A 16,816-nucleotide genomic window follows, 5' to 3' on the forward strand; every position below is an offset into this window, starting at 1 on the left:
GTCAGGGGCGGCCGCCCTGGCGGGGATCGCCGGCGGTGAGGTGTTCGAGGACCTCGGCCAGTTCCTGGCAGGCCTTCTCCACCGAGAGTCTGGTGTTGCGCTGCTCGGTGATGACCGAGGACAGCAGCAGGGCGGTGAGGGCCATCGTGCCGTTGAAGGCCTGCAGCTTCATCATGACCTCGACATGGGTGAGGTCGGCGAAGGGGCCCGTCTCCCGGGTCGCCGCGATGGTGGCCATGACGGAGGCGAACAGGGCGCACAGCATGCTGCCGGCGAACCGGAACCGCAGCGCGGCCCAGATCAGCAGCGGATAGATCAGGAACAGCAGGCTGACGTGGCTGTGGGTGACCAGCGGGACGATCACCGCGATGGTCACCACGAGCAGCAGGGCCTCCTTCCAGCGGTGCAGGTCCAGGGGCAGCCGCACGGTGTACAGCATGAGCAGGAGGGGGGTGATGATCAGTACACCCATCGCGTCGCCGACCCACCAGCCCAGCCAGACCGGCCAGAAGGAGTGTTCCGCCAGCTTGCCGGTGAGGACGAGCAGTCCGGCGCCGCAGGTCGCGCTGATCAGCATGGCGGAGAGGGCGCCCAGGAACACCAGCGCGAGGCCGTCGCGCAGTCTGCCGAGGTCGGTGCGGAAGCCCACCCGGCGCAGCATGAGGCAGGCGCAGGCGGGGGCCAGGGTGTTGCCCGCCAGGACCACGAACACCGTCGGCCGGAGCGAGGTGAGGGACATGATCACGAGCACCACGCCGAGGGCGATACCGGGCAGCACCCGCAGCCCGAAGATCAGCAGGCACGCCACCGCGACGCCGGTGGGCGGCCAGATGGGGGTGAACACCGCGCCCTCGACCACCAGCTGCCGCAGCAGCCCGAGCCGTCCCGCCGCGAAGTAGCCACCGGCGACGGCCAGCGTCAGGAGGGCGTACCCGGCCGGTCGCCGCAGAACCTCGAAACCCACCACAGCAGCCATCAGACACTGACCGGGCCGTGTCGGCGAGGCGAGCGGTCGCGCGCGGCGGGGTGGGCTGCGGGGTGGGCGCCTGGCCGGTGCCCGCGCGCGGGGTGCGGTGTGCGCGGTTGTCAGGGGGCGGAGACGCCGGGATCTGCGGAGTTGGGTGCGGGTCGGGCGGTGGGTGCGGGTCGGGTTCGGGCCGGGCGCGGGTGCGGGTCGGGTGCGGGCGCGGGTCGGGCAAGGAGATCGGGCGCAGGCGCGGAGCCGGGTGCAGGCGCGGAGCCGGGTAGAGGTCGGGCCACGGAAGCGGGAGCGAGTGCAGAGCCGGGTGCGGGTCGGGCCACGGGAACGAGCGAGGACGCGCCTCAGATCCGAACCCGCCTGCGGCTCCAGCCGCAACCTCGGCCCCGGCCGCGGCCCCGGCCCCCGCTGCGGCTCCAGCCACAGCAGCGCCTCTGCTCCAGCCACAGCCCGGCTCCGGCCCCGGCTCCGCCACAGCAGTGGCTGCAACTCCAGCCCCAACCCCCAACCCCGGCCCAGCTCCAGCCCGGCTCTGGCTCTGGCTCTGGCTCTGGCTCTGGCTCTGGTCACAGCTCCAACTCCATCCCCGGCTCAGGTCCCGGCCCTGGCTGCAGCCACAGCTCCGGCTCCGGTCACGGCTGCCTCTGCCGCTTCACGCCCCGCCGGACGCCCCCTGTATCCCGGTGCTGGGATCGTCGTGCCCCACGACAAGCACCGCCGCGTCGTCCTCGTGGCCCACACGCTCGGCTCCCTTGATCACGGCGGCCGCCAGCGAGCTTGCCTCCATGCCCGCCACGGCGGCGATTCCGGCGAGGCGCATCACCTGGTCGAGGCCTTCGTCGACGCTCATCGAGGGGCCCTCCACCACGCCGTCGGTGACCAGGACGAAGACTCCGCCGGTGGTGAGCCGGTGCTCGGTCACGGGGTACCGCTGCCCGGCGACGATGCCGAGGGGCGGGCCGCCCTCGTCGTCGGCGATACCGCACCGGCCGTCCGCCGTGGCCCAGACGGAGGGTATGTGTCCGGCCCGCGCGCTCTCCAGCACTCCGGTGACAGGGTCGAGCCGCACGAAGGTGCAGGTCGCGAAGAGTTCGGTGCCGAGGGACAGGAGCAGGTCGTTCGTCAGGGCGAGGAGTTCGCCGGGCTCGCTGGTGACGGACGCGAGCGCCCGCAGGCCGACCCGGACCTGGCCCATGAACGCGGCCGCCTCGATGTTGTGGCCCTGGACGTCGCCGATGGACAGGCCGATGCGTCCGTCGGGCATCGTGAAGGCGTCGTACCAGTCGCCGCCCACATTGAGCCCGTGATTGGCGGGCGAGTACTGGACCGCGAGGTGGAACCGGGGCGTGACGGGCATGTCGCCGGGCAGCATGCCCCGCTGCAGGGCGACGGCCAGCTCGACCAGGGAACGCTGGAGCTCCGCCCGCTCGCGTGCCTGGGCGGTCAGCGTCCCCAGTCTGGCCAGCAGTTCGTCACCGTCGTCCACGGGGAGCCTGCGCGACATCGACCACTCCAAAGGGGTTGGTACCGCTATAAGCATAAAGAACGGATTTTTCTCCCTCCGGAGCACGAGGACGGGAGCGGCACGACGAAGGCCCGGCCACCGCCGTAGCGGGGCCGGGCCGACCAGTCGTACGCGCTGCGTCAGCCCTGACGAGCCTTGAAGCGCGGGTCCTTCTTGTTGATCACGAACGTCACGCCACGACGGCGGACCACCTGCGCGCCGGGCTTGGCCTTCAGTGAGCGCAGCGAGTTACGGACCTTCATGACTGCCTCCCATAACGGCGCTCAAAGCGCTCCACACGGCCCGCGGTGTCCACGACGCGCGTGTTGCCGGTGTAGAACGGGTGGCTGGCCGACGAGATCTCGACCTCGATCAGCGGGTAGGTGTTCCCGTCCACCCACTCGATCGTGCGCGCCGACAGCGCGGTCGAGGTGGTCAGGAACGCGGTGTCCGCCGCACGGTCGCGGAAGACGACCGGACGGGACACGGGGTGGATGCCAGACCTCATGGTGCTTCCTTCCTGAGGCCGTCCACGGAGGGACGACCGCTCTGCCTGGTTCGCGGGACTGCCGCCGCGCTTACTCGACGCTCCTCGCGGAACGTTTCTCGACGCCCCTCACGGAGTGCGGATCAACGCTCTTCACGGAGCGCCGATCAACGCTCGGTCACGGAGTGCGGATCAACGCTCTTCGCGGAAATCGACGTGCTCTCCGGCGACCGGGTCGTACTTGCGCAGGACCAGCCGGTCGGGGTCGTTGCGACGGCTCTTGCGCGTCACGTAGGTGGCGCCGGTACCGGCCGTCGACTTCAGGGTGACGACGGGACGGTTCGTGGTGCGTGCCATGAGGACCTCCTTCCGCCCACATCCCGGGATCTTGTCCCGAGCATGTCAGCTACATGCGTTCCAACACCGGCACCCCTCGGTCCATTCCCGCCCGCTAGACCGCCACCGCGGCCCGCAGACGGGCGGCCTGTACGGCCTGGGAGAGGCCCTCGATGTCGTAGGCGCCGTGGTGCCGACGGCCGTTCACGAAGAAGGTCGGGGTACCCGCTACGCCGCTGAGGTCGGCCGACTCGACGTCCTCGGCGACATGGCCCGCCCCGGCATGGGCCCGCATGTCCCGTTCGAAGCGGGCGGTGTCCAGGCCGATCTGTTCGGCATAGCCCCGGAGGTCCTTGAGGCGCAGGGCGCCTTGGTGGCCGAGCAGCAGGTCGTGCATCTCCCAGTAGCCGCCCTGGAGCGCGGCGGCCTCCGAGGCCTCGGCGGCGAGCTGCGCGTGCGGGTGGACGTCGTTGAGCGGAAGGTGCCGCCACACGTACCGCACCTCGTCGCCGAAGGAGCCGAGCAGTTCGCGGACGACCGGCTCAGCCTGCCCGCAGAAGGGGCACTCGTAGTCGCCGTACTCCACGACGGTCACCGGAGCGTGCCGTGGTCCGCGCAGGTGGTCGCGGTCGGGGTCGACCGGCACCGACAGGTCCACGACGGTCTCCGCCCTGCCGAAGAGCACCCTCGGCCGCACCTGCGGCGGCAGCAGTCCGATCGCCCCGGTGACCAGCCGGCCGACCAGGAACGAGCAGATGACGGCGGTGAGGATGCCCGTCTTCGCGTCCTCCAGGGTGGTCCCGTCGAAGGCGAGGGTCGCGATCAGCAGGGAGACCGTGAAGCCGACGCCCGCCAGGGTGCCGCCCGCGGTCACCGCTCCCCACCCGACCGGCGGCCGGATCCGGCCCCGGGACAGGACGCTGGTCAGCGCCGTCGAGGAGACGATGCCGAGCGGCTTGCCGACGACGTACCCGATGAGGATGCCCAGGCCGACGGGCGAGGTGAAGGCCCTGGCCAGTTGCTCCCCGCTGATCTGGAGCCCCGCGTTGGCCAGCGCGAACAGCGGCACCACGACGTAGCTCGCCCACGGGTGGTAGATGCGCTGGAGCCGGTCGTTCGGGGAAATCGACGCGGCGATCCCGGCGCGTACGTCGCGTTCCAGCTCGGGTGTGGGCTGCTCGCGGAAGAGCCGGAACAGGCCGGTGGCGCGCTCCAGGTCGTCGCGCCCCGCCGGATAGGCGTACGTGATCAGCCCCATGGCGAGTCCGATGACGACCGGGTCCACCCCCGACTTCAGCAGGGCGACCCAGGCGATGAGCCCGAGCAGCGCGTACAGCGGACCCCGGCGCACCCGGAACCGGCGCAGCACGACGACGACGGCGAACGCGCCCACCGCGACCAGGAGTGCCGGTACGGCGATGTGGTCGCTGTAGAAGACGGCGATCACCACGAGCGCCAGGAAGTCGTCGACGACGGTGATCGTGAGGAGGAACACGCGCAGCCCGGGCGGCATATGGCGGCCCACGACGGCGAGCATGCCCAGCGCGAACGCCGTGTCCGTGGACATCACCGCGCCCCAGCCGTTCGCCGTCCCGTGCCCGCTGTTGATCGCCAGGTAGATGGCGATCGGCACGAGCATGCCGCTGGCGCCCGCGACCATCGGCAGGGCCAGCCGCCGGCGTTCGCGCAGCTCCCCCATGTCGAACTCGCGGCGCGCCTCCAGGCCGACGACGAGGAAGAACAGCGTCATCAGCCCGCTGTTGACCCACTCCCGCAGATCGAGCGAGACCCCGTGCGAACCGAGCCGTACGGAGAGATGGGTGTGCCAGAACGTCTCGTACGCCGACGGTGTGACGTTGGCCCAGACGAGCGCGACGAGCGCCGCCCCCACCAGGACGGCGGCACTGCCGGTCTCGGTCCGCAGAAAGTCACGCAGCGGCGTGCGGGCTTCGTCGCCGCACGTGGTCTGCCCCGTGTAGTCGGTCGTTTCGAAGGACATACGGGGTTCACTTCCGCCTTGCGTCATGGCTCATGTGTCCGCCCAACACCGGCCGCCGCACCATTCATTCCTACGGCAGCCCGTACCACGGCAGACAGTCCAGGTCAGCCGCCCAGTGCCGCGCCGACCACGGCCTTCGCCTCCTCCTGCACCTGGCCGAGGTGGTCCGGGCCGAGGAAGGACTCGGCGTAGATCTTGTAGACATCCTCGGTGCCGGAGGGCCGCGCCGCGAACCAGGCGCTGGCGGTCGTCACCTTGATGCCGCCGAGGGCCGCGCCGTTGCCGGGTGCTTCGGTGAGGACGCCGGTGACGGGCTCACCCGCGAGGGTGTCGGCGGTGACCTGGGCGGGCGAGAGCTTGGCGAGGAGCGCCTTCTCCTCGCGTGAGGCCGGGGCGTCGATCCGGGCGTAGGCGGGCGCCCCGAACCGGTCCGTGAGCGCCGCGTAGTGCTGCGAGGGCGTCTTCCCGGTGACGGCCGTGATCTCGCTGGCGAGCAGCGCGAGGATGATGCCGTCCTTGTCGGTGGTCCACACGGAGCCGTCCCGGCGCAGGAAGGACGCGCCGGCCGACTCCTCGCCGCCGAAGCCGAGCGAGCCGTCGACCAGTCCGTCCACGAACCACTTGAAGCCGACGGGCACCTCGACGAGCCGGCGCCCGAGGTCGGCGGCGACCCGGTCGATCATCGAGGAGGACACCAGCGTCTTGCCGACGCCCGCGTCGGCGGGCCACTGCCCTCGGTGGGCGTAGAGGTACGAAATGGCCACGGCCAGATAGTGGTTGGGGTTCATCAGACCCGCGTCCGGGGTGACGATGCCGTGCCGGTCGGAGTCGGCGTCGTTGCCGGTGGCGATGTCGAACCGGTCGCGCTGGGCGATCAGCGAGGCCATCGCGTACGGCGACGAGCAGTCCATGCGGATCTTGCCGTCCCAGTCCAGCGTCATGAACCGCCAGGTCGGGTCCGTGAGCGGATTGACCACGGTCAGGTCGAGCCGGTGCTCCTCGGCGATCCGGCCCCAGTAGGCGACGGACGCCCCGCCCAGCGGGTCGGCGCCGATCCGTACCCCGGCCGTACGGATCGCGTCCAGGTCGAGGACGTTCGGCAGGTCGGCGACGTACGCGCCGAGGAAGTCGTAGCGGCCCGTGCCGGGGGCGGCGAGCGCCCGCGTGTAGGGGATGCGGCGTACGTCCTTGAGACCGCCCGCGATGATCTCGTTGGCGCGGTCCTGGATCCAGGAGGTGATCTCGGAGCCGGCCGGGCCGCCGTTCGGCGGGTTGTACTTGAAGCCGCCGTCGGCGGGCGGGTTGTGGGACGGGGTGACCACGACGCCGTCCGCGAGGCCCGAGGTCCGGCCGCGGTTGTGGGTGAGGATGGCGAGGGACACCGCCGGGGTGGGCGTGTAGCCGTCCGCGCTGTCGATGAGGACCGTCACCTCGTTGGCGGCGAACACCTCCAGCGCGGTGACCGTCGCGGGCTCGGACAGCGCGTGGGTGTCCGCCCCGAGGAAGAGCGGCCCGTCGGTGCCCTGGCCCGCGCGGTACTCGCAGATGGCCTGGCTGGTGGCGGCGATGTGGTCCTCGTTGAACGCCGTGTTCAGGGACGACCCGCGGTGCCCGGAGGTGCCGAACGCCACGCGCTGACCCGGCTCGGCGGGGTCCGGGTGCAGCGCGTAGTAGGCGGTGACCAGCCGGGCCACGTCTACGAGATCCTCGGCGCGGGCCTGTTCGCCCGCTCGCTCGTGTGGCATGTGCCCGCTCCTCCGCATCGACCGACTTCGCGTACGGCCCCATCTTTGCTCGTCAGGGCCGGATTTCGCGAGTACACCACCTCCGCCTGTGGAAAACCCGGGCCGCCGCTGTCCGCCGATGCCGGTGACCCAGTACCTGCTCGGTACCGGTGACTCAGTACCGGTGGTGCCTGTCCAGTTGCTTGAGGACCGCGCCCGCCATGGCCGCCTCGCCCTTCGCGTTGGGGTGCGCCGGGGCCGCCGGGGAGGCGGGCTGGAGCGGCTCGATCCAGCGGTCGGCGGGCGCCTTGCACATGTCGTGGCCGACGGTCGGGCCGTAGGTGTCGACGTACTCCGCGCCGTTGAACGCGGCCACCAGACGGAGCATCAGGTTGAGGCGCTTGCCGGTGTCACGGAGGTAGGGGAAGTCCTTCGCGGCGAACGGCACCGACGGGTAGCAGCCGCTGCCGTCGTCGGGCAGCAGGTCGGGGTAGCCGACGACGAGCACGCGCGCGTGCGGTGCCTTCTTGTGGACCGCGCGCAGCACCTTGGCCACCTTCGGCGCGGTGTTGAGGATGGTGAGCGCCAACTGGTCAGCGCCGGAAGAGGTGGTGTAGTAGCGCTGGCACGGGTTGCCGGCCAGATCGGTGGCGCTGAGCTTGGCACAGGTGCCGATGATGGTGCTGAACCCGATGTCGTTGCCGCCGATCTGGACGGTCACCAGGTCCGTGTTCCGCTGTACGGCGTCGAGTTGGGGCCCGTTGGTGCCCTGCGCCTGCCACATCTCCGCGGTCGTCGCCCCGCTGCAACTGACGTCCTTGAGGACGGTCCCTCTTTGGTCCGCCGTGACCACGGAGGGGTAATTGTGGTCGGAGCGGGCACAGTTGGCGTCCACCTGGGTCGGTATGTACGGACCCGAGGTGTACGAGTCGCCGAGCGCCACGTACTGAGTCGAACGGCCGTGCCCCTGACCCGAGTTGTGTGCGGCCGCCGGTGCCGCGGAGGCGACGACGAGGGCGCAGCCGCTGACCGCCGCGGCGACCGCCACGGCCCTGCCGCGATGGTGCGCCGTCGTGACCTGATGCGTCTCACGCTTCATGAGGTTCCTCCCCAGGTACGAGACGGTGCGACGGGGCGGCCCCGATGCGGTCGTCTCTCGTTCAACTGGCCTTGTATACCGGTCGGTAAGTCCCTTGGGCCAGAGGTCGGGAGGGACGAGTTCGCTGCCCGAAGGGTCACGGTGTCCGCCGAAACAGTTCGGCCGGTTTGGTGGCCGGTTCCCGTCCACGCGCACGTGCGGCACCTTCGGCGGGTATCCCTACCGCAGACGTCAACGCGCTTGGGGGTGGGGGGAGTTGACCCTGGTGACGCAGTGGCGGCAGAGGCACGAGATGCGCGACGCACGGCGCTCGCGACGACGGGAGGCGATCCGCGCCCTGCGCGCCCAGGGACGCTACGGCCCCGGACTGCACGAGGTGCTGCCCGCGCTCGTCGTGGTCGCCCTCGTCGTGTGCGGGATCGTGGCCGGCCTCGCCGTGGCGTACCGCGCCCTCGGCACCGGCGCGCTCATCGGCGGCCTGGCGCTGCTCGCCGTGATCACGGCGGCCGTGGTCCGGCACAACCGGCCGCTGACCCGTCGCCGGCTGGGCTACTACACGCCCGAGGAGATCGCAGACCTGGATGTGGAGGGGCTCGCCCTGGCCGTGTCCCGGATCCTGCGCCGGGACGGCTGGCGGGCGCTCGCCCGCCCCGACGCACAAGGCCTTCAGCGGGTCCGGGCGCGCGACCGGCTCGGTCGACGGCTGGAGGTGGCCTTCCGGCCGGTGGCCGAACCGCTGCCCGACGAGGAGACACCGACGCGCTCCGCACGGTCGGCGGGCTCAGGACCGCACCTCCGTCTGGTCGTCCACCGGGGCACCTTCAGCCGACGGGACGTGCAGTGGGCGCGCCGGCAGGGCGGCGTCCAGCTCATCGACGGTTCACGCCTGCGGCGCTGGGGCCAGGGCACGCCCCTGCACCGGCTGCCCGAGGTCCCCTGACACGTCTCCCGACACGTCCCCTGACACACGGAACGAGCCGCGGGCGCGTGGCCCACGGCTCGTTCACGGTACGGCTCGTCAGCTCTCGCAGTGGTTGCCCAGCGCCGGGTTCAGCAGACCGATCACGTTGATCGTGTTGCCGCACACGTTGAGGTCCAGGTCGATCGGGATCTGGACGACGTTTCCGGAGAGCACGCCCGGGCTGTCGACGGCGGTACCGACAGGGTCGGGGTCCGCGCTCGCCGTACCCGCGCACAGCAGCAACGCCGCACCCGCCAGACCCACCGCGGCCGTCAGACGCTTCCTCATGAAGAACTCCTGTCACTCGGAGGGGCATGTCCCTCCACGCTGAGGGTGCTCCGGGTGGTCACGACACTCTTCGGCGGCCGAACGGGTGGTGGCCGCCCGCTCAGGCCGCCAGTCCGGCGGCGACCGTGGCCCCGAGTTCCCAGCAGGATTCGACGCCCTTCTTGTCCGGCTCGCCGGTCAGCGTCACCGGCTCCGCGACCCGCCGCCAGCCCAGCCCGGTCGTGATCGACTCGATGCCGCGCACGGCTCCCGTCACGTCGTTGCCGCCGTGGACGTAGTAGCCGAAGGGCCTGCCGCGCGTCTCGTCCAGGCACGGGTAGTAGACCTGGTCGAAGAAGTGCTTGAGGGCGCCCGACATGTAACCGAGGTTCGCGGGCGTGCCCAACAGAAACCCGTCGGCGGCAAGCACGTCCGACACGGTCGCGGACAGGGCGGCGCGGCGTACGACGCGTACGTCCTCGATCTCCGGGGTTGTCGCCCCGGAGACGACGGCCTCGAACATCGCTTGGCAGTTGGGCGAGGGGGTGTGATGGACGATCAGCAGGGTGGGCACTCGCCGAATCTACTCGTCGGCCGGTTCCACCCTGGTCACGGTGCCCTTGGTGTTGGCCTCCAGGAAACCGCCGGAACCGTAGTCGTCGCTCAGGTAGATCGCCATGCCCGCCGGGGTGACGCTGCCGTTGGTGCTCGGCGACCGGAGCAACAGGTAACGGCTCGTCGGGTCCTTGACCTTCAGATCCTTGTTCGCGCGCTTCAACAACGCTGGAACGGCATCCCAGTTGAAGTCGTCCAGCTTTACCGGCTCGTCTCCGTCTGTCACCGTGCCCTTGTTGTCGAACGCCTCGTCGAAACCGGTACCGGAGCGATAGGTGTAGCTGGTGTACCTGGTCTGGCTGCCTTTCACCATCACATCCGCGATGACGTATCCCGGGTAGACGGAGAAGTCGGCAAACCTGTCGCTCCCCGTCTTATCCTTGAACGCCTTGATCGCTGTCCGAATGCCGGCCGGGGTCAACATGTCCTGCGTCTTCACGGCGGTGCTGCTCTCGCTCGCCGAAACAGAGGGCGTGCTCTTCTGGGTCTGCCCGGATGCACCCTGGGACGCCGCCGAGCCGTTGTTGTCGCTGTTCCCGTCCGGCAACACCTTCCAGGCCAGCGTGCCGATCAGCACCACGCCCACCACGCTGGAAACCACGGCGACCCCCCGCGACCGCTTCTCCGGAGGCCGCCGCCGACTCGTCGTCTGCATGCCACTGGTAGGCGGCAGCGACGGAGGAGCCGGGGGTGCGAGCCGGTACGAGGTGGTCTCCGGGCGACTGTCCTCGGGCTGTGCCGCGGCAGCGGTCAGCATCCGCCCCACCGTCCCCGCATCCGGCCGCGCCTCGGGATCACGGACCAACACACAGGACAGCACCGGCATCAACGACCCGGCCCGCACCGGCGGCGGAACGTCCTCTTGCAGTACGGCGGCCAGCGTGGCCAGCGTCGTACCGCGCCGGAGCGGATGGTGGCCCTCGACGGCGACGTACAACATCATCGCCAGCGACCACAAGTCGGCCGCGGGACCGCCGCTGTGGCCGGAGACCCGCTCGGGGGCCATGTAGTCGGGGGTGCCGATGATCGAGCCGGTGGCGGTGAGGGCGGTGGAGTCGCGGATCGCGGCGATGCCGAAGTCGGTGAGGACGGGGCGGCCGTCGGTGCGCAGCAGCACGTTGGCGGGTTTCACGTCGCGGTGCTGGACGCCCGCCTCGTGTGCCGCGTTCAGGGCGTCGAGCACGCCGGAACCGAGCCGGGCGGCCTCCGCCGGTGACATCGGACCGCGCTCCAACCGGTCGGCCAGTGAGCCGCCTTGGACGAGTTCCATGACGAGCCAGGGGTAGGTGCCCGTGCCGCCGTCGACGATGTGATGGATCGTCACCACGTTCGGGTGCTCCACCCGGGCCAGCGCCCGTGCCTCGCGCAGGACCCGCTGGCGCAGCATCTCGGCGGCGCCGGGGTCGTACTCGGCGAGGTCGACGTCCGGCGGCCGGACCTCCTTGACCGCGACGTACCTGTGCAGCAGCAGGTCGCGGGCGCGCCACACCGTGCCCATACCACCGCCGCCGAGCCGGGACTCCAGCTCGAAACGGCCGTCGACGACCCGTCTGTCGGTCTCCCCCTCGTTCATGCGGAGGAGCTTATGTGACGAACGTGCACTCCTGTGCCGCGTGTTCGGTGATTGAGAAACGTCCGGGCCGACCCGCGAGGGCCGACCCGGACGTCAGGTGGTGCGGACTGCTCAGACCAGGTCGAAGCGGTCCAGGTCGGAGACCTTGACCCAGGCGGCGACGAAGTCGTTCACGAACTTCGCCTTCGCGTCGTCGCTCGCGTACACCTCGGCGAGCGCGCGGAGTTCGGAGTTCGAGCCGAAGACCAGGTCGGCACGGGTGCCGGTCCACTTGACCGCGCCGGAGGCGTCGCGGCCCTCGAAGGTCTGCTGGTCCGAGGAGGTCGAGGACCAGGTGGTGCCCAGGTCGAGCAGGTTGACGAAGAAGTCGTTCGTCAGCGTGCCGACCTTGTCGGTGAGGACACCGTGCGTGGACTGGCCCTGGTTGGCGCCCAGGACGCGCAGGCCGCCGACGAGGACCGTCAGCTCGGGGGCGCTCAGCGTGAGCAGGTTGGCCCGGTCGAGCAGCAGGTACTCGGCGGGCAGGCGGTTGCCCTTGCCGAGGTAGTTGCGGAAGCCGTCGACGGTGGGCTCCAGCGCGGCGAACGACTCGACGTCCGTGTGCTCCTCGGTCGCGTCGACCCGGCCCGGCGTGAAGGCGACCTCCACGTCGACGCCGCCGTCCTTGGCGGCCTTCTCGACCGCGGCGGCACCGCCGAGGACGATCAGGTCGGCCAGGGAGACCTTCTTGGCGCCGGAGTTGAACTCCTGCTGGATTCCCTCGAGGACCCGCAGCACCTGGGCGAGCTGGTCGGGGTCGTTGGCCTCCCAGCCGCGCTGCGGCTCCAGGCGGATACGGGCGCCGTTGGCGCCACCGCGCTTGTCGCTGCCGCGGAAGGTGGAGGCGGACGCCCACGCGACGGAGACGAGCTGCGAGACGGTCAGGTCCGAGGCGAGGATCTTCGCCTTGAGGGTCGTGACGTCGGCGGCGTCGATGGTCTCGCCCTCGGCCTGCGGCAGCGGGTCCTGCCACAGCAGGGTCTCGGACGGGACCTCCGGGCCGAGGTACAGGGACTTCGGGCCCAGGTCGCGGTGGGTGAGCTTGAACCACGCGCGGGAGAAGGCGTCCGCGAACACGGCCGGGTTCTCGTGGAAGCGCTTCGAGATCTCACCGTAGATCGGGTCGAAGCGCAGCGCGAGGTCGGTGGTGAGCATCGTCGGGAGCTTCTTGGCGTCGCTGTGGGCGTCCGGGATGATCGCCTCGGCGTCCTTGGCCACCCACTGGTTGGCGCCGGCGGGGCTCTGGGTCAGCTCCCACTCGTAGCCGAAGAGGATGTCGAAGAAGTCGTTGCTCCACTGGGTGGGCTTGGTGGTCCAGGTCACCTCGAGGCCGGAGGTGATGGCGTCGCCGCCCTTGCCGGTGCCGTAAGTGGACTTCCAGCCCAGGCCCTGCTGCTCGATGTCGCCGGCCTCGGGGTCGTTGCCGACCGACTCGGCCGGGCCCGCGCCGTGGGTCTTGCCGAAGGTGTGGCCACCGGCGATGAGGGCGACGGTCTCCTCGTCGTTCATCGCCATCCGGCGGAAGGTCTCACGGATGTCGCGGGCCGAGGCCAGCGGGTCCGGGTTGCCGTTGGGGCCCTCGGGGTTGACGTAGATGAGGCCCATCTGGACGGCGCCGAGCGGGTTCTCCAGCTCGCGGTCGCCGGTGTAGCGCTGGTCGTCGAGCCAGGTGGTCTCGGGACCCCAGTACACGTCCTCGTCGGCCTCCCAGACGTCGGCGCGGCCACCGGCGAAGCCGAAGGTCTCGAAGCCCATCGTCTCCAGCGCCACGTTGCCGGTGAGGATCAGCAGGTCGGCCCAGGAGATGGACTGGCCGTACTTCTTCTTGACCGGCCACAGCAGTCGGCGGGCCTTGTCGAGGTTGCCGTTGTCCGGCCAGCTGTTCAGCGGCGCGAAGCGCTGCTGACCACGGCCGCCACCGCCGCGGCCGTCGCTGATGCGATAGGTGCCGGCGCTGTGCCAGGCCATCCGGACCATCAGCGGGCCGTAGTTGCCGAAGTCCGCGGGCCACCAGTCCTGCGAGGTGGTCAGTACCTCGGCGATGTCCTGTTTGACGGCCGCGTGGTCGAGGGCACCGAACGCCTCGGCGTAGTCGAAGCCCGCGCCGAGCGGGTTCGCGACCACCGGGTCCTTGGCGAGGATCTTCAGGTTGAGGCGCTCCGGCCACCACTGACGGTTACCGCCGCCCTGGGTGGGGTGCGCGGCGCGCCCGTGCGCGACGGGGCAGCCCCCGGCATCCTCCGACTTCGCGTCCGTGACGATTGCGTCGTGGTTCTCAGACATGGGAATCCTTCCAAAACGGGGTGGAACACGTGGCTCAGGAACTGGGGACCGCGGTACAGGCGGGGCACAGACCCCAGTAGATGACCTCGGCCTCGTCGATCGAGAAGCCTTGGTCGTCGGCGGCGGTCAGGCAGGGTGCCTCGCCGACCGCGCAGTCGACGTCGGCGACGACACCGCACGACCTGCACATGAGGTGGTGGTGGTTGTCGCCGACGCGTCCTTCGAAGCGGGCGGGACTGCCTGCCGGTTCGATACGGCGTATGAGTCCGGCCGAGGTGAGCGCGTGGAGGGCGTCGTACACGGCCTGTAGCGATATGTGTCCTACGCGGTCACGGACCCCGGACGCGACCGCCTCGACATCGAGGTGGTCGCCGTGCCGGACGGTCTCGAGCAGCGCGACGCGGGCTGCCGTCACCCGCAGGCCGGCACCGCGCAGCTCCTCGGCGGTGGTCGGTGTCTGGGATACGGTCATGGCGCTCAACCTACAGCCATAAACACTAGTGATTCAAGAAAACAAATGGTTCAAGTTTGATGTCGTGCCGGGGTGGGTGGTGTGGAGCGGTCCCAGGTGGTGGCGGTGACCCCACGTTCCCGCAGTACCGCCTTGCGAACTTTGCCGGTCTCGGTGAGCGGGAGCTCACGGACGGTGTCGAGGTAGCGGGGCACCGCGAAGGGGGGCAGCTCGTCCGCGCAGTGCCGTACGAGGTCCCGGAGGTCCAGCACCTGCCCGGGCGCGGGGACGACGGCGACCATGACCTCGTCCTCGGCCAGCTCCGAGGGCACCGGGAAGGCCGCCACGTCGGCGACAGCCGGGTGCGCGCGCACGACGGACTCGACCTCGTGCGAGGAGACGTTCTCGCCGCGCCGCCGGATGACGTCCTTGATCCGGTCGACGAACCGGAACCACCCGTCGGCCTCGCGGACCACCCGGTCCCCGGTGCGCCGCCACGCGGTGGGTCCGGGCTCCGGCTCCCCCAAGTAGCCGGTGCAGAAGGCGAATCGGTGTGCGCTGCGGACCAGCAGCTCGCCGGGGACGCCGTCCGGGACGGGGGCGAGCAGTTCGTCGACCACCCGCACGGAGAAGCCCTCGCGCACGGTGCCGACGTAGCCGGGCCGCTGATCCTCGGGCGTCGACCCGATCACGAGGTTCGTCTCCGTCGACCCGAACCCGTCGACGAGCGTGACCCCGAACCGCTCGCGGAACGGCTCCCACGCGGACCCGGGAGTGGCCGGGGAGAGCCCACGCCAGGCCCGGTGCGCGCGGTCGGCGGGGCCCGGCGGCTGCGCCAGCAGCATCGGCGCCATCGCGCCCAGCAGATAGACGACGGTCGCCCCGGTCTCGGCCACCCGCCCCCAGTACCGCGTGGCGGAGAACCGTTCGTCGAGCACGCAACTCGCGCCCACGGCCATCGCCTGCGTCAGGGTGGTCAGGGCGTTGGTGTGGAAGAGCGGCAGGGAGGTGTACAGCACGTCGTCGGCGGTGAGGCGGAGCGAGTCCGACACGTTCCGGCCCCACCAGACGGCCTGCGCGTGCGGACAGCGCACACCGCGCGCCGCTCCCGTGGTCCCCGAGGTGAACAGTACGAAAGCGGTGTCGTACGGGCGCACTTGGGCCGGCGGCACGGCGGTGCTCACGCCCGGCGTCGGTGCGTCGTCCCTGCCCACGACCCACAACTGCCCCTGAAACCCCGCCGATACGACACGCTCCGCCAACTCCTCGTCCGCCAACAGGAACTGCGGATCCGCCGTACGCAGTACCTGGCGGAGCCCGCTGCCCCGCAGACCGGTGTTGAGCGGGAGCAGCACCGCTCCCAGCCAGGCGCAGCCGAGGACGAGATCGACGAACTCGATCCGGTTGCGGGCCATGACGGCGACGCGGTCCCCCGGTCGGCAGCCGCGCTCCGCGAGCGCCCCCGCCGTCGTCGACGCGACCGTACAGGCCTGCTCGTACGTGCGCGTCACCTTCCCGCACCGCACGAAGGGCCGTTCGCCGAACTCCGCTGCCGCCGCCTCGACGAGTCCGGGGATGGTGTCGATCACCGCAGGACTCCCGCCTCCCGAAGCTCCCGGACGCGTTCGGCCGAGAACCCGGCGACCTCCCTCAGTACGGCGTCGGTGTCGGCGCCGAGTACGGGCGCGGCCTCGCGGATCGCGCCGGGTGTGCGGGTCAGGCGGATCGGGAGGCCCTCGTGGAGGAAGGCGCCCGCGACCGGGTGCTCCTTGCGCACATAGAAGCCGCGGGCCCTCAACTGCGGGTCGTGTTCGACGAGTTCACGGCCGTCCTGTACGGCTCCGGCCGGGATGCCGCGTGCCTGGAGCGCTTCGGCTGCGATGTCGGCGGGGAGCGTGCGGGTCCACTCCCCCAGCGCGGCGTCGACCAGGTCCGTGGCGTGTCTGCGCGCTTCTGCCGTCAACGTCCGTTCGTCGGTGGCGAGTTCGGGACGGCCGATGACCTCGCACAGCGCGGCCCACTCGGTGTCGTCGCGCACGCTGACAGCCAGCCAGCGGTCGGCGCCGAGGCAGCGGTGGACGCCCTGCGGGCTCCAGCTCGGGTGGGTGTTGCCGGCCGGTGTCACCTTCGGGCCGCCGAGGAGGCTGGTGCCCATGTGGGCCGCTATCGCCTCCAGTTGGGACAGGGCGACGTGCTGCCCGCGTCCGGTGACGGAGCGGTGCTCCAGCGCGGCGACCGTGGCGAGGGCGGCCTGGAGGCCCGCGACGATGTCGCCGTGGCCGTAGATCACCCCGACCACGTCGTCCGGCCCCCAGCCGGTCAGCCCGGTCAGTCCCCCGCTCGCCGAGACCGTGTCGGCGTACGACACCCAGCCGTTGCGCGGTCCGGTGTGCCCCATGCCCGACATGCTGATGTACACGAGGTCCGGGTTGATGCGGCGCAACTCCTCGTAGCCCAGGCCGAGTTTGCGCATGACCGTGGAGCTGAAGTTCTCCACGA

At 70.8% G+C, this 16,816-nt stretch carries 16 protein-coding genes; 1 reads left to right on the forward strand and 15 read right to left on the reverse strand.

Annotated features, from left to right (window positions below; all coding sequences use genetic code 11):
- Position 1: 1 nt before the first annotated feature.
- The 8 genes from ACIRRY_RS28985 to ACIRRY_RS29020 form a co-directional block, all read right to left on the reverse strand.
- A complete protein-coding gene (locus tag ACIRRY_RS28985; RefSeq protein WP_403977949.1) occupies positions 2-976 on the reverse strand; it encodes an MASE1 domain-containing protein in 975 nt (324 codons plus the stop codon).
- Positions 977-1,631: 655 nt separating this feature from the next.
- Positions 1,632-2,483 (reverse strand): PP2C family protein-serine/threonine phosphatase, encoded by an 852-nt coding sequence (locus ACIRRY_RS28990; RefSeq protein ID WP_403977951.1) that lies wholly within the window; start codon positions 2,481-2,483, stop codon positions 1,632-1,634.
- Between the two features lie 140 nt (positions 2,484-2,623).
- Positions 2,624-2,746 (reverse strand): type B 50S ribosomal protein L36, encoded by a 123-nt coding sequence (gene ykgO, locus ACIRRY_RS28995; protein WP_014669332.1) that lies wholly within the window; start codon positions 2,744-2,746, stop codon positions 2,624-2,626.
- On the reverse strand, positions 2,743-2,991 hold the full coding sequence (locus tag ACIRRY_RS29000) for a type B 50S ribosomal protein L31 (protein WP_403977955.1): 249 nt from the start codon (positions 2,989-2,991) through the stop codon (positions 2,743-2,745). The genes ykgO and ACIRRY_RS29000 overlap by 4 nt, the downstream gene beginning before the upstream one ends.
- 171 nt (positions 2,992-3,162) lie before the next feature.
- Positions 3,163-3,327 (reverse strand): 50S ribosomal protein L33, encoded by a 165-nt coding sequence (rpmG, locus tag ACIRRY_RS29005; protein ID WP_403977958.1) that lies wholly within the window; start codon positions 3,325-3,327, stop codon positions 3,163-3,165.
- A gap of 94 nt (positions 3,328-3,421) precedes the next feature.
- Positions 3,422-5,305, reverse strand: coding sequence for a Na+/H+ antiporter NhaA (gene nhaA / locus ACIRRY_RS29010; protein ID WP_403977960.1), 1,884 nt, complete (start codon positions 5,303-5,305; stop codon positions 3,422-3,424).
- Between the two features lie 104 nt (positions 5,306-5,409).
- Positions 5,410-7,050, reverse strand: coding sequence for a phosphoglucomutase (alpha-D-glucose-1,6-bisphosphate-dependent) (gene pgm, locus ACIRRY_RS29015; protein ID WP_403977962.1), 1,641 nt, complete (start codon positions 7,048-7,050; stop codon positions 5,410-5,412).
- 154 nt (positions 7,051-7,204) lie between these two features.
- Positions 7,205-8,128, reverse strand: a complete 924-nt coding sequence (locus ACIRRY_RS29020; protein WP_403977964.1) for an SGNH/GDSL hydrolase family protein — start codon at positions 8,126-8,128, stop codon at positions 7,205-7,207.
- A gap of 292 nt (positions 8,129-8,420) precedes the next feature.
- On the opposite strand from ACIRRY_RS29020, the gene ACIRRY_RS29025 reads away from it, so the two are divergent.
- Positions 8,421-9,068, forward strand: coding sequence for a hypothetical protein (locus tag ACIRRY_RS29025; RefSeq protein WP_403977967.1), 648 nt, complete (start codon positions 8,421-8,423; stop codon positions 9,066-9,068).
- Positions 9,069-9,146: 78 nt separating this feature from the next.
- On the opposite strand, the gene ACIRRY_RS29030 is transcribed toward ACIRRY_RS29025, so the two are convergent.
- From ACIRRY_RS29030 to ACIRRY_RS29060, 7 genes are all read right to left on the reverse strand, one after another.
- Positions 9,147-9,377 (reverse strand): chaplin, encoded by a 231-nt coding sequence (locus ACIRRY_RS29030; protein WP_403977970.1) that lies wholly within the window; start codon positions 9,375-9,377, stop codon positions 9,147-9,149.
- Between the two features lie 100 nt (positions 9,378-9,477).
- The gene (locus tag ACIRRY_RS29035; RefSeq protein ID WP_403977973.1) at positions 9,478-9,930 is read right to left on the reverse strand and encodes a flavodoxin family protein; all 453 of its coding nucleotides are present in this window, start codon (positions 9,928-9,930) and stop codon (positions 9,478-9,480) included.
- Positions 9,931-9,939: 9 nt separating this feature from the next.
- Entirely contained in the window at positions 9,940-11,544 is a 1,605-nt protein-coding gene (locus ACIRRY_RS29040; protein ID WP_403977976.1) for a serine/threonine-protein kinase, read from the reverse strand.
- 111 nt (positions 11,545-11,655) lie between these two features.
- Positions 11,656-13,866: a catalase/peroxidase HPI gene (katG, locus tag ACIRRY_RS29045; RefSeq protein ID WP_403977979.1), complete on the reverse strand. Its 2,211-nt coding sequence runs from the start codon at positions 13,864-13,866 to the stop codon at positions 11,656-11,658.
- 34 nt (positions 13,867-13,900) lie between these two features.
- Entirely contained in the window at positions 13,901-14,338 is a 438-nt protein-coding gene (locus tag ACIRRY_RS29050; RefSeq protein WP_403977982.1) for a Fur family transcriptional regulator, read from the reverse strand.
- Positions 14,339-14,388: 50 nt separating this feature from the next.
- Positions 14,389-15,906, reverse strand: a complete 1,518-nt coding sequence (locus ACIRRY_RS29055) for an AMP-binding protein (protein WP_403977985.1) — start codon at positions 15,904-15,906, stop codon at positions 14,389-14,391.
- Positions 15,903-16,814 (reverse strand): CaiB/BaiF CoA transferase family protein, encoded by a 912-nt coding sequence (locus tag ACIRRY_RS29060; protein ID WP_403977988.1) that lies wholly within the window; start codon positions 16,812-16,814, stop codon positions 15,903-15,905. The genes ACIRRY_RS29055 and ACIRRY_RS29060 overlap by 4 nt, the downstream gene beginning before the upstream one ends.
- Positions 16,815-16,816 lie beyond the last annotated feature (2 nt).

Source organism: Streptomyces sp. NPDC101776, assembly GCF_044766845.1.
GTDB lineage: Bacteria > Actinomycetota > Actinomycetes > Streptomycetales > Streptomycetaceae > Streptomyces.

Bases quoted from the DNA above. Each gene is read 5' to 3' on its own strand.
- ACIRRY_RS28985 (WP_403977949.1), bottom strand. From the start codon at position 976: ATGGCTGCTGTGGTGGGTTTCGAGGTTCTGCGGCGACCGGCCGGGTAC.
- ACIRRY_RS28990 (WP_403977951.1), bottom strand. From the start codon at position 2,483: ATGTCGCGCAGGCTCCCCGTGGACGACGGTGACGAACTGCTGGCCAGA.
- ykgO (WP_014669332.1), bottom strand. From the start codon at position 2,746: ATGAAGGTCCGTAACTCGCTGCGCTCACTGAAGGCCAAGCCCGGCGCG.
- ACIRRY_RS29000 (WP_403977955.1), bottom strand. From the start codon at position 2,991: ATGAGGTCTGGCATCCACCCCGTGTCCCGTCCGGTCGTCTTCCGCGAC.
- rpmG (WP_403977958.1), bottom strand. From the start codon at position 3,327: ATGGCACGCACCACGAACCGTCCCGTCGTCACCCTGAAGTCGACGGCC.
- nhaA (WP_403977960.1), bottom strand. From the start codon at position 5,305: ATGTCCTTCGAAACGACCGACTACACGGGGCAGACCACGTGCGGCGAC.
- pgm (WP_403977962.1), bottom strand. From the start codon at position 7,050: ATGCCACACGAGCGAGCGGGCGAACAGGCCCGCGCCGAGGATCTCGTA.
- ACIRRY_RS29020 (WP_403977964.1), bottom strand. From the start codon at position 8,128: ATGAAGCGTGAGACGCATCAGGTCACGACGGCGCACCATCGCGGCAGG.
- ACIRRY_RS29025 (WP_403977967.1), top strand. From the start codon at position 8,421: ATGCGCGACGCACGGCGCTCGCGACGACGGGAGGCGATCCGCGCCCTG.
- ACIRRY_RS29030 (WP_403977970.1), bottom strand. From the start codon at position 9,377: ATGAGGAAGCGTCTGACGGCCGCGGTGGGTCTGGCGGGTGCGGCGTTG.
- ACIRRY_RS29040 (WP_403977976.1), bottom strand. From the start codon at position 11,544: ATGAACGAGGGGGAGACCGACAGACGGGTCGTCGACGGCCGTTTCGAG.
- katG (WP_403977979.1), bottom strand. From the start codon at position 13,866: ATGTCTGAGAACCACGACGCAATCGTCACGGACGCGAAGTCGGAGGAT.
- ACIRRY_RS29050 (WP_403977982.1), bottom strand. From the start codon at position 14,338: ATGACCGTATCCCAGACACCGACCACCGCCGAGGAGCTGCGCGGTGCC.